We start from the raw sequence: 13,659 nt of genomic DNA on the forward strand, positions 1-13,659 counted from the left end.
TCCTATAAAGAACCGTTCCTCCTGGGCCGAGTCTTTTCGGAGGGGGGCTGGGCCCGGACCGACGGCCCGGACAGCATCTGTTACTGCGCCGGTGCGCAGACCCGCACCAGACGGACAATGGCATGGCTACACCAGGGGCAAAGAAGCCGTTCGCTCACCACCGCGTCATCCTGACCGGTGCCGCCTTCTTCGTCGCGGCGGCAGCAGCGGTGATCGCCTTCTACCTCGCCACTACCAGCACTCTCAACTACATGACACGCATCTGGGCCCAGCAGAAAGATGCCGCCCTTGAAGCCGTCCTCGACGGCCACCTGCGTCAGAGCCTGGCTCACCAGGTGAAGCAGTACGCCGTCTGGGACGAGACCGTGACCTTCGTGCGCCACCCGGACCAGGACTGGGCAGTTCACAACCTGGATTGGCTGGTGAGGAACAGGGACGTGAGCGGAGTCGCCGTCCTGACCCGGGAGGGCCACCAGGTACACCGTACCGGTGTCCTGGAGACTTGGCCCGAGGAGATCGTCAATTCCGCGCTCCAGCACTTGACCCGGAGTCTGCTCGAGCGACCCGCGGACGAAGTCATGCTCTACCGGCCGGAGGAGAACGCTCTCTACTGGCTGGCCGCCTCCCGCATAGTCTCCAGTGGGGACAAGGAACGCCTCGGCCACTACGCCGGCTTCCTGGTCTTCGCCCGCCAGATCAGTCCCGAGGACCTGGCCTACCTGGGTCGCGCCACCGGCGTCTACAACGTGGCCCTTCACTCGCCCCCCGCCAGCACCAACCTGGCCCTGCGGCTCAACTACGCTGAGGCGGGGGCCCAGAAGTCGGTCGAATCCAGCTTCCTTCCCCTCCACCGCTACATCGGACCTCCCGGAGCCGCCCTGAAGTATGACGTCTACATGCCCATGGCGGAGACCGAGCTCTCCCGCTGGCGCGTAGGCACCGTGCTCAGCGTGGCCTTCATCCTGCTGGCCGTGGCCGGCAGTCTCGCCACTACTTACAGGCTAGCCGTGCGCCCCTTCCTTAGCCTGTCTGACGCCGTTTCTCAGTTCATACACACCGGCCGCTGGGACCCACCCGCTCCCCGCTATCGCGAAGTCCAGCTTGTCACCGACACCTTCACCGAGGCGCTGGAGCAACGCCTGGCCGCCGAGCGCAACGAGAGACAGCGCGCCGACGAACTGCAGCTCATCCTCGATCACCTGCCTGCCTGCGTGTTCTTCAAAGACGCCGAGGGACGCTACGTCACCGCCAACCGCCAGATGGCCAAGCTACTGGGCGTGTCCGAGTCGGCCCTGGTGGGCAAGACCTGTAGCGACTTCTTCTCCCCCGGTTTCGCCGAAGAGCTGAAGCGACAGGACGACCTGGTCCTCTCCGCCGGAGAATCGGTGGAAGTCGAGCAACAGACTGAGATCGGGGGGCGGCGTCTGCAGGTCCGCATGATCAAGGTGCCCCTGCACAACCCCACCGGCGACGTCATCGGGCTGGTCGGCCTCGGGTTCGACATGACCGAAAGGCGCCAACTGGAAGAAGCCTTACGGCAGGCCCAGAAGCTGGAAGCGGTTGGCCAGCTGGCCGGGGGCATAGCCCACGACTTCAATAACATTCTCACCTCCATATTGGCAGGGGTGGACCTGGCCCTGGCTCAGGTGCCGGCCGGAGAGCCGCTGCACGACGACCTGTCCGAAGTGCGGACGGCCGCCGAGAAGGCGTCCCTCATCACCCGCCAGTTGCTCTTCCTCAGCCGCAGCAGAGAGCCGGAGAAACACTACCTGGACTGCAACGAGCTCATCGCCACCTTCAACAGCCTGCTCCATCGCCTGGTCGGCGAGGACATAACCGTGAACCTGGACCTCAACGCCGAGACCGCCACAGTGCTGGCAGACCGAGTGCAGATCGAGCAGATCCTCCTGAACTTGGCCCTCAACGCTCGCGATGCCATGCCCGGCGGAGGCACCCTGGCTATCAGGACAACCACGATCGGCGAGAGCGATCTGCTCCAGCACGTCCCCGACCTGAAGCCCTCTCCCGGCAACTTTCAGTCGGTCTCCGAATGGCGCGCATTGTGGCGCCCAGCACGTCCCCGACCTGAAGCCCTCTCCCGGCAACCCGCGTTACCTGCTCATCAGTGTCCACGACACCGGCAAAGGGATGCCACCCGAGGTTCAGGCGCGAGCCTTCGAGCCCTTCTTCACTACCAAACGAGATCACGGCACCGGGCTGGGCCTGGCCATAGTCCAACGCATCACCAGAGACCACCAGGGGCACATCTGGCTCGAGACCTTTCCCGACCAGGGCTCCGCTTTCTACGTAGCCCTGCCCCTAACCGACGAACTTACAGCTGCATCCCCACCGCAGGATCAGCAGGAAGATGTGGCATCGGGAGACGAGATCATCCTGGTGGTGGAAGACGACGAGGTGGTACGGAGCTTGACCGAGCGATTGCTCCATAGGCAGGGCTACCGAACCGTCATCGCCAGCAGCCCCAAGGAGGCGCTGGCAATCCTGGAGACGCTCCCCCAACCCCCGGTGCTTCTCTTCAGCGACGTCGTAATGCCGGAGATGAACGGGCTGGAACTGGCTCAGATCATCAAGAAGCGCATCCCCTCACTGAAGGTGCTGCTCACCTCCGGCTACCCCAACGAGACCATGGCCGCCCGCGGCATCGAGGACAACGGGTACAAGATCCTCCCCAAGCCCTACACTGCCGCCACCCTCACCCAGGCCATCCGCGAAGTCCTGGACGGTGGATAGTGCATGGAGGCTTGTGGCCAGCAGGGAATGAGCCTCCCACCAGCCGCCGCCATGCACTACCTACCCTCCACTATCTACTCCTACGTCACGTTCGCCTTGTACAGCCCTCGATAGTCGGCCACACCGCAGCAGATGAAGAAGCGCACCTTCACCCGCAACTCATCGTTGGTGAACATCGAACCCACCATGTCGTCCGCCGCGGCGAAGATCTCCGGCTCGCGGCGGCCCTGCAACCATCCCAGAACCACGTGCTCGGCCACGCTCGGGTCCGTGGCTAACGCCCAGTCGTTCGGGTCCGACCAGGCCGGCACCACGATCACCTCGAAATCATCGTACCAGGGGTTGACGTCGTTATCCCCCACTCCCGGCTTGTTGACGCTGTTGCGGATCACCATGCCCGTCGAGCGCAACTGCACCGGTACTAGCAGGTACCGCGCCGGGACTCCTAGCTTGCGCGAGCTGCCCGGTTCCGTCTGCGACATCACCGCTACCTGGCCAGCGTCGAAACTGGCGAAGTCTAGCGCCTCCGCTCCCAAGTTGGCGCGGGTGGCGTCGAACAGCGGCTCTCCATCTGCCATCAGCGGCCCCACACCCCCATTGGCGGTGAACACCGCCGCCACCGCGTCCGACACCGTGTTCCACGCAGCCGAACCCAGAAGCTGGGGGATGGCCCGTACGGCCTCCACGTCGTCCGCCATGATCATCTCCAGGGTGACGCCGACGTAGTTGCCCTTCTTGACGATCTCCGCCGTCTCCTGCAAGTCACCCCAGGTCTTCTCGGTGTAGGCATTGCCCTCCGCCACCGTGGAGAGCGAAGAGAACCCCTGCACCCGGATCATCTTCATGTCCTGAAAGCGCTCCAGGTCCCGGTTGGCCACGATGGGCTCCCACCAGCGCTCGCGCCGGTTGTAGGCCTGCAACATCACCTTGTTGAGTACATCCGCCGTGACCTCAGTCATGGTGCTGGTGCTGACGTTGGCCAGTTGAGCCCGCTCGGGGTAAGCCCTCCCGTGGAATCCTTCGTCCCCCGTCAGCAACAGGTACAGCTCCCGTATGCCCGACAGCCGCGGTATGGACGTGGCATCCTCCGGCACCGGTAACCCGAACAGCCTCTGCGCCGCCAGCCGCACCCGGTCCATCTCATCCCGCATGGAGAGACGACCGCCCACGCCGCGCACTACCTGCCCCTCCACCAGCCTGGCCCAGGTCTCCTGCTTGGCCTGCAAGCTGCGCTGCAGCTCCTCCGGCCGGAAGACCCGCCCGGCGAACTGAGCTCGCACCTCATCTTTCATCGGCTGCGGTAGGTCCGACCCTCGCAGCGCTGTCTCCAGCAGGTAGGAGCACTGGACCGCCAGCACTTCCCGCGACTTCTCCAACGCCAGGCCCACCTGTGTCCCTTCCTCTTCCAGGTCCTCTTCCGTCGTCACTTCCGCCACGACCTCTTCCATCAATCCTCCTCGCCCGGCATTCAGCGCGCGCAGGAAGGCCCCGCCTGCCGCCGGGTTGTACACTACGTCCAGGCTGTTCACCTTGACGATGCGAGCTACCTCTCGGGCCCCCGGGCGCCGCTCCACGTACAGGTCGGCCGAGAGGCCGATGTTGGGCCCCATCTCGCCCTGCTCCTGAGCTGCCAGCACCTCCTCCGCCAGCCGGATCACCAGGTCCGCCTTGGGCCCGTGACAGGCCAGACGGCCAATGACCGCCTGCCCCGTCCAGCGCACGTCCGTCAACACTCCCACTACGTCCTCGATGGCCCGCCCTCCGGGACGACCGTGGTCCAGAGGGCCGGCGTGGTTGGCGAAGACGGTCACACCCTCCCACAACCCCTCCTCCACCGACCGGCGCAACACCGAGGCCGCGTACACCAGCCCGTTAGCCGCCCCCGCCCGTATGCATATCACCTCGAACGTGCGCGGCCGCACCTGGTCCGGCAGCACTGCTCCCAGAGACGTCCGCACCGCCACCGCCTGCTCCTGCAACTCCATTACCACCATCTTTCCTCCAACCAGTAAGGCCACAGAGCCACGGAGACACAGAGAAGGGAATAGGTTACAGGTTATAGGGAATAGGGCAGGGTCGCTGGATGCACATCCCTATAACCTATCCCCTATTCCCTATGACCTGTCCCCTGCCTCAGTCGTACACCCGGTGCATGTACCACTCGCCGCTCAGCCGGTCGCGATACACCTCGCAGAGCAGACTCCCGCTCTCCCACAGGTAGTAGTCCCGCCAGACTTCCCGGTCCCACCACTCCGTGTGTACCCGCCAATGGTTGCGCCCCTCTCCCCGGTAGGTAGCCCCCCTCCAGCGCAAAGCCACCGGGTATCCTTCCCCATCGGTCTCCACCTCTATCGCCCTTGCCGGCTTATACAGCCTGCTCATCTGCACCCTCTGCGTCTCCGTGCCTCTGTGGCTAATCCCTCTCCCCTGCGAACCGGTATGCCCACCGCCGGGCCGACTCCTCGTCCACCCAGCCGTGCTCCGCCATCACCGCCAGTGCCTGGGAGATCTCCCGCGCCGCCTGGGCCAGCCGCAGGTTATCCTCCCGAGTGATATCTCCCGCCTCCGCCACGATCCGCACTGGCGGGCCGTCCGGCCCTCTGCCTGCCAGCGGCCCCTTGCCCACCAGCGCCGCCCGCTCCAGCACCGTCCGTCCCAGGTCCTCCAGCATCTGGCAGAAGAACTGCTGCCGCTGACGGTAATGCCGGAAGGTGGGGTCGCCCATCTCCGCCGCCGTGGCCCGGGTAGCGCTCTCTCCCTCAGAGAGGAAGTGCAGCGGCACCCCTGCCCCCGCGGCCACGATGAGGCGGAGAGCCTTGCCGTCGCTCTCCGCCTCCTGCGCCTGCACCTGCGGGTTCACCGTCTCCCACCGCTCCCCCTCGTTGGTGACGATCACCGACCCCGGGGGAGGCGGCCGCATCAACTCCGACCTCCGCCGCCGCAGCTCGCTCTGGCTCGCCCCCTGCAGCGTCACCTTCCACAAGAAAGCATTGCGGAACCGGTTCACCCGCACCCGGTCCTCCAGCCAGTCCCGATATCGCCGCAGCCAGGGCAGAATGGGCACCAGGTCCCCCTCACCCCGGGTGCAGCCCACCGGCCGGTTCACCGCGTAGTGCACCATCACCTGGTCCGCCTCCGGCGCTCCCGCCGGCGACGGCCACAACCTCCCCTGACCCACCCTCACCCCGTAGGGGCGAACCTTGTGTTCGCCCGCCAAGGAAAGCCCATCCTGCCGATACCACAGCTCCCGCTCCCCGTCCTCCTCGTCCGTCACCACCTGGGTGACGTGCACCGCCGGGATCGAGCGCACGTAGCTCATCCCGTCCGCCGGGTTGCGGGAGAGCAGGAGGAATAGCTCCCCCGACCGAGTCAGCTCATCGCACAGGGAGCCCAGCCGCATGGCCATCCGGTTCTGCGGATGGGCCCAGAACCGGTCCAGAAACTCCTGCGCTCCCTCGTCATCACACCTCAATCTGATTCCCTCGCCCACCACGTAATCCGTGGTCAGCGACACGATCCGCCGCGCCAGCGGGTTGGTGCGCCAGGCCTCCAGCGCCTCCGCCAGGTCGCCCCGCGTTTGGTACCAGGGGCGGTCCTCCGGCCGCAGGCCCACCTGCTGCCACCAGCGCTCGTCCACCTCCTTCACCGCCTGGCTCACCCGCTGCTCGATGTACGCGCCGAACAACCTCTCCGCCAACCACTGCCGCATCGTTGCTTCTCCGGAATTCACCGCCGAGACCGCCGAGATCGCAGAGAAAAACAGGAAAATAAGAAAGGAACAAGGAAGAAAGATACAGGCCGTGAGCCAATGGACACCTCTGTTCCGGCCTGCCCCCACAACTCAATACCTTTCCTCTCTCTAGTCTCTTCCTTTCTCTGCGTCTTCTCAGCGGTCTCTGCCATCTCTGCGGTTAGATGTCCCCATATCCCAGTGCCCGAGCGTGCTCCAGGATGTCCGCCGCCAGGTTGGCCACCAGCGCCAGCCAGGCCGCCCAGGCGAACCCGCTTCCCAGCGCCTCGGCGAAGGGGCCCAGGTAGCGCTCGTCCAGGAAGTAGGCCGCCCCATACACCCCCATGTAGCCAATCAGGTAGGGCACCACCATGGTGCGGAAGAAGTCCGCCAGCCTCCGGGCCTCGAACTCCCCCCGCCGCACCGCCACCGCTACCGCCAACGCCACGTCCAGCAGAATCAACCCCAAAATCGTGCTCACCCGCCCATCGGCGAAGAACCCCTCCAACCACTCCACGTGAACCTCCAGATAGACACGGAGACGCGGAGAGGGGGAGAGGGGGAGAGGGGGAGACAAGAGGAAGCCAATGAGCCCCGTGTCTCCGTGTCTCCGTGTCTCCCCGTCACCCCGTCTCCCCCTCTCCGCGTCTCCCCGTCACCCCCACTCCTCGTCCAACACGTCCCCCGCCGCCAGGACCGTCCCCGCCGGGGCCACGCTCGTCTCTCCCGCCGCCCGCAGGCACAGCGCCAGCGACATCACGAAGTCGTCGTGGCCCTCCGCCTCGGGCACGTAGAAGTTTAGCGTCCGGTTGGCCCGCAGGTCGGCCCGGGCTGCTCCCATCTGTCGCCAGAACTCGGCGTGCTCCGGCGAGCCGTCGGCCCGGTAGACCTTCAGCCCACCCCGGTTGATAGCCGCCAGCAAGTCATAGCCCAGCCGGCTCTTGCTCCCCTGGGTGAAGACCACCTTCTCCACCCGCTCCCCCAGGGCCGTCTCCAGAAAGTCTGACATGCCGGCGCCCATCCCCGTGGCGTCCACCGCCACCCGGCGCACGTCCCAGGTGCGCAGCAGGTCCAGCAGTTGAGCGTAGACCTCCACCTGCGGCCGCCCCGTCCACCAGTAGTGCTGCACTACCTCGAGGCAGGTTATAGGGAATGGGTTACAGGGTATAGGGAGTAGGTCAGAGGGGAACCCCTGTTCTCTGTCCCCTGTAACCTGTAACCTCGCAATAGTCACCACCGTGCTGTCCCGCCCCGGCTCCTGCCGCCGCCTCCCCGCATCACGTAGGGGTGCGGTCTCCGCGCTCGAAACCAACGCTGCCCCGGCCAAATCCACCCCGGCCACGTACCGCTCGCCCAGCACCGGCCTCACCTGCCGTTCGTGCTTCCCCTGCAACTGGACCCGCTGCTCCGCCGAGAGCAGCTTCCCCTCGTCGTGCAGCACCTCCAGCTCGTACTGGGTGCGAAACAGCGGGTGCTGCGCCCCCAGGCGCTCCCTCTCCCCCTTCACGTAGGCCCCGTACTCCTGGGAGATGGCCGCCAGCTCCCGCCAGTCGTACTGGAAGTGACGGCGGATGCCGTCCTGTCGCTCCAGTTCCAGGTTGCGTCGCTTCTCCCGCTCCAGCAGTCCGTCTTGGGTCCAGGCCGTGCCGTAGAGGACCGTGGTCACGTTGGCCGTAGCGCCCATGGGGCGGAAGTCCCGGTCGTACTTTTCCGGGGAGAAGTCCTGGGCTTCGTCTATCTCCAGCAGCACGTTGGCCGTGGCCCCCACTACATTGGCCTCCGGCGCCCCCGAGAGCAGCATCAGCCGCGCTCGACCCAGCTCGAAGGTGTAGCCACCCCGCAGCCGGTAGGCCCGCCGGTTCCAGGAGTTATCCAGCACCTCCCGCAGCCGCAGGCGCGAGAGCCACCGCCTGCGGCCGAAAGGTGGGCGCCGCCTTGATCAGCGTCCCACCCCGGCGGCAGAACAGATTCAGCAGGTAGCACTCCAGGTGCGCCGAGAGCTCGTTCTTGCCCATCTGGCGGGCCAGCATCACCGTGAAGGTCAGCCCCCGCTTCTCCCAGACCGACCGCAATACCGCCCGCACAACCTCCAACTGATAGGGCCGCAACTCCCGCCCGATCACGTAGCGGGAGAACAGCGCCGGGTCCCCCAACAGCTGCCGTACCCCCCGCTCCAACCGCCTCTCCAACCCTGCCCCCACGATGGAACGCTGATCAGCGTTATCAGCGTTCCATTCCTATCAGGCTTGCCAGCACCTCCGACTCCCGTATCATCTACAGGGCAGTGGGTTAAGGAGCGAGCCAGTGACTACCACCAAGCACATCAGTGAAAGTGCCTACGCTGTACTGGCCCAAACCAACGCTGCCTACGCCGCCCTGAGGGAGAACCGGCAAGCCTACGAGGCTCTGCTAAAGGAACGTCGAGCCTGGGAAGTTACCCTGTCAGACGGCCTAGATGAATACCTTCTTGAAGACATAGCTGAATGGAACGCTGATGCCGCTGATGAGACGCAGATTCCCGCTAATCGAAAGAGAACAAGTAAAGGATCAGCGTAAATCAGCGCAGCATCAGCGCTGATCAGCGTTCCCTCTACCACAACCCCTGCACGATCACGCTCACGAAGGTCGAGAACACCAGGAAGAACAGCCAGCGGGTCATGGTGCGCAGCTCCGCCAACTCGTTCCTGATTGCGTCCAGCCGCTCGTCCACCACGTAGCCGAAGGCGCAGGCCGGCCGGTCGTTGGCCACTGAGGCCGCCGCCGGCCGGGCCGAAATCAGCCGCGCTACCTTCCTCTCCAGGCCCATGCCCACCCCCTCACAACTCTATCCCCAACTCCACCGCTATCGCGTCCAGCGCCGCCTCGATGGCCTGCTCCAGCGATTCCGCCGCCTGGCCCGAGATCTTGTGCCGGGCCATCAGCGCCTTGACGTAGGAGTCGCACGCCCGTATCACCTCCTTGGCGTCCGCTCCCTCCGCCACTGCCTGGCGCAGGGCGTAGGCTAACACCATCATGGCGTCGTCTACCCTCGGGTCGGTCATCAACCCTTCCAGGCGCTCTATCTCCTCCTCCGGCAGCACCCCATCCAGAATGGTCGGCCGCCGAGCTCCCTGGGCGTGAACGGCACAATAGGGGGAGCCGGGCAGAGCCGGATTGCGACACCGCCTACCTTCCCGGGTCTTTGCCCGGCAAGCCCGCCTCTCCATCGCTCCTCCGCCGTCATTAGAACATTTGTTCTAATCCTAGCACCCAATCCGCCCCCTCCCGCCGCCCCGCCAAAACGGATTCACCTGTCCGCTTTCTCACAAAGACGGGGAGACACGGAGATGGGGAGAGGGGGAGATGGGGAGACGTGGGGCTCATCAGCTTCTTCCTGTCTCCTTGTCTCTCCCTCACCCCCTCTCTCCCTCACCCTGTCTCGCCCTCTCCGTGTCTCCCCGTCTCCCCCTCTCCCCCTCTCCGCGTCTCCCCGTCTCCCCCTCTCCTCCTCTCCGCGTCTCCCCGTCTCCGCGTCTCCCCCTCCACAACCTCCAAACCCGACACCGGCTTCCGCTTTGCCGCCGCATGACCCGCCGCCACTCCTGCCTTTACACTCGGAAGAGACATCGCGAACTGACACAGGGGGTTGCCATGCTGCATCATCGCTCTACCGCCGACCCCGTCCTCATCCTCGAAGGCGCCGCCGTGCGCGAACTCGAGCTGGAGGAGTACCTCTGCGGCGTAGTGCCCGCCGAGATGCCGGCCTCCTGGCCCCTCGAGGCCCTCATGGCCCAGGCCATCGCCGCCCGCACCTACGCCCTCCACAGCGTCCTGCACCCGCGCCATCCCGAAGCCCACCTCTGTAGTGGACCGCACTGCCAGGTCTGGAACCCCGCCCGGCGCCACCCCCGCTCCGACGAAGCCGTCCGAGCCACCACCGGTCTGGTCCTGCTCTGGGAAGGGGAGCCCATGTGTACCATGTACAGCGCCAATTGCGGCGGCCACACCGACGATGGCCCCCTCCCCTACCTCCGTGGCGTCCCCTGTCCGGCCCCAGGCCCGCGACAGGGGCACGGGCTGGGCCTCTGCCAGCACGGGGCTCGAGCCCTGGCCGAGAGGGGCCTTAAGGCGAGCGACATTCTGGCCCACTATTACTCCCCCCTCCCCTCGGACCCGGAGGCTGGGTGGCGCGCTCTGGCCTGGGCCGCCCTCGGGCAGCCCGGCGTCATGCATGGAGACCTGGCCCGGTACGCGCGCGCTCACCACCTGGGAGCGCCCCTCGGTCCTGAGCAGATCGTCAGCCTGGGCGGCCAGTCTTGCCGCCTCCAGCCTTACGCCGGCGGCATCGTCTGCCGCACCGACAGCCCCACGTCCTCCATTCGGCACCTGGACTGGTGAGCGCCGGGCGGGCGGGAGTCCCTCGGCTCACAGGGTCTCCGGTAGTTCTGGCACCGAACTCGCATCTGGTACGAGTGCGGACCTCGGTGGACTCTGCACCCCCGTCGCTCTCCGATTCGGTCCATCGCCGAAGTCGCATTCGCCAGTACCGAACGTCCACCGAGGCCCCGCAAGACGGACCGGACCAACAGAATCGCGTCACGAATCGGAGCGTAGGGGGCGGGGAGGGAGCCGCTCGCTGTCAGGCCCCGCCCGTCGGGCACCAAGCGGTGGTTGACGGGCGGTCGTCACCTTCCCTAGCATCCGCCTGCGACGGCGTCTCCCTACCAGGCCCATCCAGGTGCGTCCTGCTCGCGTCGCTCCTCCGTCACCGACCACATCGCTGCACATCGTCGGTCCGTCTGCCCGCCCCGCGAGGGCCGCCGTGCGGGGCTCTGCGGGGCGGGCGCCGGCGCTAGAGCGGCGACCGACCATGGGCGCGGGCTTACATCGTGTTAGGGAGCGTGGGGTGGCAGGCAGCAGGTTCCTTCCCGCAGGCATACTAGGCCTGGTAATCGTGGTCGCCCTGGCCTTGATGGGCGTGGCCTACGCGCTGTGGACAGACACCCTCGAGGTCAGCGGGACCGTCAACACGGGCGAGGTCGAGGCAGTGGTCATCCTGGGCGAGGTAGATGAGGGCCGGTACGTCAACAACGGCGTCAATGACGACCTGGAGGCGGAGAGCCGTGACGTGGCTCTCTGTCGCGCCACCCTGGGGGCCGGCCCCCTGCGCGGTAACCCGGGCGACAACGGGCCAGACCGTCTTCACATGGAGATCATCAACGCCTATCCCGGCTACCGGTGCTACGTAGAACTGGGCGTGGCCAATGCCGGTTCCATTCCCATCAAGGTGCAGCCTCCCGCCACCGCCAACGTCCAGCACCCCGGCGAGGATGTGTCCGTGAGCCTGGTGGACTGCTGGACCGAGGACCTCCTCCTCCGGCCGGGCCAGCGATCCACCGGCGAGGACGCCTACCCCACTTGCCGCGTCTACATTGCCGTCGGCTCCTCCGCCACCGAAAGCACCGCCTACTCCTTCGAAGGACGGTTCACCGCCTACCAGTGGAACAAGACGTACTAAATGATACGTGACAAGTGACACGTGATAGGTGCTGAGTGACCCATGATGAACGGCCGGGGCTGAACCCCATGCCCCCGGCGTGTTACCCGCTATCTAGGCCGCTGATGTGACCGCCGCCCCGCTCCCTCAACCAGGATCTGCCCGCGGCACGACCTCCTCACTGGCCACGGACCGACTCATACTGGTTTCCGGCCTTGGGATCGTGTTCGCCCTCATTCAGTGGCGGGCGCTCACCCTGCTTCCACCTGAGTTCAGCCTGTACGTGTTCCAGCCCGTGCTCTGGCTAGGGCTGGCGGCCGCCGCCGCCCTGGCCGGTCCACCCCTCCCTCGAACCGATCCCCGGCATCTCCTTCTCGCCCTTCTCGGGGGAGCCTTCCAAGTCTCGCTCTTGCTGCTCTCGGGCCTCCTCTTCGGCTTTGGCCCTTCTCCCTATGCCCAAAGCCTGCCCGCCCTGGCGCTCAACTTCACCTACCTAGGCTCGCACCTTCTGGCCCTGGAACTGACCCGGTGGCGCTTACTGGCAAGCCCTGCTGCCGGGCCACGCACGCCGCGCGACGCGCGTCTACTCTGCCTCGCTTCCGTCTGGCTGGTCCTCTGGTTGGCCTCCCTGCCGCCGGGATTCCGGGCCGGCCTGATCGAACCCGGCTCCGCCTTTCGCCTGACCGGTCGCGTGCTCCTGCCCGCCGCCTCGGAGAGCCTGTTGGCAACCTATCTGGCCTGCTCGGCAGGCCCGGTGCCCGCCCTGGCCTACCGCGCCATTCTGGCCGCCTTCGAGTGGGCTTCCCCCCTCCTCCCCAATCCCGCCTGGCCGGTAACCGCGTTCGTCGGCACCATCGCTCCTCTCCTGGCGCTGCTCGCCGCGGCGGGGGCCCATTCGCCCCGCCGCCAGCGGTCCAGCCCCCTCGCCCCTCGGGCACTCTCCCTGTCCGGCGGCTGGCTCACCATCGCCCTGGTGGCTCTCTTCCTCCTGTGGTTCAACACCGGTCTCCTGGGCTTCCGCCCCTCCCTCATCAGTGGATCGAGCATGAGCCCCACTATCCATCCCGGAGACATAGCCATCACCCAGGCCATCCGCCCAGAGCAGGTACAGGTGGGCGACGTCATCCGCTTCCGCCTGGGCTCTTCGTGGGTGCTGCACCGGGTGGTGGAAGTCCGGGCCTCCTCCGGCCATCCCGTCTTTCTCACCCGGGGAGACAACAACGAAGCACTCGATCCGCCTGTGGAGGCCTCCCAGCTTGAGGGCCGGCTGATTCTGGTGGTGCCCCGCCTGGGCCGCCCGGCCATAGAGCTCAGCCGGCTTCTGCATCCTCAGGCCCACGACCCTTCAGCTTAAGCCCGGACCCACGGCCGAAGACAGAGCCCGGCCGGGGCCCGCAACCACTGGACGCCGCCCTGCGCGTCGGCCAGATGACGTGGACCGTCGGTGCCCTCCCGCCCGTCCCATCCGTGCGGTGCCCCCCTCCACCGACCCGCCGCCAACAGCCTCCTTGGTTGTCACCCGTGGCGGCCCCCGAGATGCAATGCTGCCTCGCTCCCGAATTGGCCTCAGGCTCCCTTGCTGTCGCCCCGAGCGTCCGCAAGGCGAGCCAGCCCCGACTGCACCGCAGGAACACCTTCCTTCGAGGACTGCCAGCTCCCACGCGCGCCGTTCCCCCTAGGTCCCTGCCGCGCCTGGGGCACC

13 protein-coding genes and 2 pseudogenes are annotated in these 13,659 nt (G+C 66.5%); 7 read left to right on the forward strand and 8 right to left on the reverse strand.

What is annotated here, in order from left to right:
• The first annotated feature begins 122 nt into the window (after positions 1-122).
• The 3 genes and pseudogenes from HPY83_09905 (at position 123) to HPY83_09915 (ending at position 2,751) form a co-directional block, all read left to right on the forward strand.
• A pseudogene (locus HPY83_09905) lies at positions 123-737 on the forward strand (hypothetical protein).
• A 159-nt stretch (positions 738-896) separates the two neighbouring features.
• Positions 897-1,535: pseudogene (locus HPY83_09910) on the forward strand (PAS domain-containing protein).
• Between the two features lie 613 nt (positions 1,536-2,148).
• Complete coding sequence (locus HPY83_09915; protein ID NPV08258.1) at positions 2,149-2,751, forward strand: response regulator; 603 nt, start codon at positions 2,149-2,151, stop codon at positions 2,749-2,751.
• 80 nt (positions 2,752-2,831) lie between these two features.
• Here HPY83_09915 and HPY83_09920 read toward each other — a convergent pair whose 3' ends face one another.
• From HPY83_09920 to HPY83_09945, 6 genes are all read right to left on the reverse strand, one after another.
• On the reverse strand, positions 2,832-4,745 hold the full coding sequence (locus tag HPY83_09920; GenBank protein NPV08259.1) for a hypothetical protein: 1,914 nt from the start codon (positions 4,743-4,745) through the stop codon (positions 2,832-2,834).
• 139 nt (positions 4,746-4,884) lie between these two features.
• A complete protein-coding gene (locus HPY83_09925) occupies positions 4,885-5,133 on the reverse strand; it encodes a hypothetical protein (protein NPV08260.1) in 249 nt (82 codons plus the stop codon).
• A gap of 31 nt (positions 5,134-5,164) precedes the next feature.
• Positions 5,165-6,460: a hypothetical protein gene (locus HPY83_09930; GenBank protein NPV08261.1), complete on the reverse strand. Its 1,296-nt coding sequence runs from the start codon at positions 6,458-6,460 to the stop codon at positions 5,165-5,167.
• Positions 6,461-6,662: 202 nt separating this feature from the next.
• On the reverse strand, positions 6,663-6,998 hold the full coding sequence (locus tag HPY83_09935; protein ID NPV08262.1) for a hypothetical protein: 336 nt from the start codon (positions 6,996-6,998) through the stop codon (positions 6,663-6,665).
• 138 nt (positions 6,999-7,136) lie between these two features.
• Entirely contained in the window at positions 7,137-8,360 is a 1,224-nt protein-coding gene (locus tag HPY83_09940; GenBank protein NPV08263.1) for a hypothetical protein, read from the reverse strand.
• Positions 8,350-8,658 (reverse strand): hypothetical protein, encoded by a 309-nt coding sequence (locus HPY83_09945; protein ID NPV08264.1) that lies wholly within the window; start codon positions 8,656-8,658, stop codon positions 8,350-8,352. The genes HPY83_09940 and HPY83_09945 overlap by 11 nt, the downstream gene beginning before the upstream one ends.
• Positions 8,659-8,785: 127 nt before the next feature.
• Between HPY83_09945 and HPY83_09950 the strand changes: the two genes are divergently transcribed.
• Positions 8,786-9,037 carry a hypothetical protein gene (locus tag HPY83_09950; protein NPV08265.1) on the forward strand — a complete coding sequence of 84 codons (252 nt, stop codon included), beginning with the start codon at positions 8,786-8,788 and terminating at the stop codon, positions 9,035-9,037.
• Positions 9,038-9,071: 34 nt separating this feature from the next.
• On the opposite strand, the gene HPY83_09955 is transcribed toward HPY83_09950, so the two are convergent.
• Positions 9,072-9,287: a hypothetical protein gene (locus HPY83_09955; protein NPV08266.1), complete on the reverse strand. Its 216-nt coding sequence runs from the start codon at positions 9,285-9,287 to the stop codon at positions 9,072-9,074.
• A 10-nt stretch (positions 9,288-9,297) separates the two neighbouring features.
• Positions 9,298-9,687 (reverse strand): hypothetical protein, encoded by a 390-nt coding sequence (locus HPY83_09960; GenBank protein ID NPV08267.1) that lies wholly within the window; start codon positions 9,685-9,687, stop codon positions 9,298-9,300.
• A 358-nt stretch (positions 9,688-10,045) separates the two neighbouring features.
• On the opposite strand from HPY83_09960, the gene HPY83_09965 reads away from it, so the two are divergent.
• The 3 genes from HPY83_09965 to HPY83_09975 all read left to right on the forward strand — a co-directional run bounded on the left by HPY83_09965 (position 10,046) and on the right by HPY83_09975 (position 13,311).
• On the forward strand, positions 10,046-10,858 hold the full coding sequence (locus HPY83_09965; protein ID NPV08268.1) for a SpoIID/LytB domain-containing protein: 813 nt from the start codon (positions 10,046-10,048) through the stop codon (positions 10,856-10,858).
• A 508-nt stretch (positions 10,859-11,366) separates the two neighbouring features.
• Positions 11,367-11,978 (forward strand): hypothetical protein, encoded by a 612-nt coding sequence (locus HPY83_09970; GenBank protein ID NPV08269.1) that lies wholly within the window; start codon positions 11,367-11,369, stop codon positions 11,976-11,978.
• 202 nt (positions 11,979-12,180) lie between these two features.
• On the forward strand, positions 12,181-13,311 hold the full coding sequence (locus HPY83_09975) for a signal peptidase I (protein ID NPV08270.1): 1,131 nt from the start codon (positions 12,181-12,183) through the stop codon (positions 13,309-13,311).
• Positions 13,312-13,659 lie beyond the last annotated feature (348 nt).

It is taken from the genome of Anaerolineae bacterium, from assembly GCA_013178015.1.
Taxonomy (GTDB): domain Bacteria; phylum Chloroflexota; class Anaerolineae; order DRVO01; family DRVO01; genus Ch71.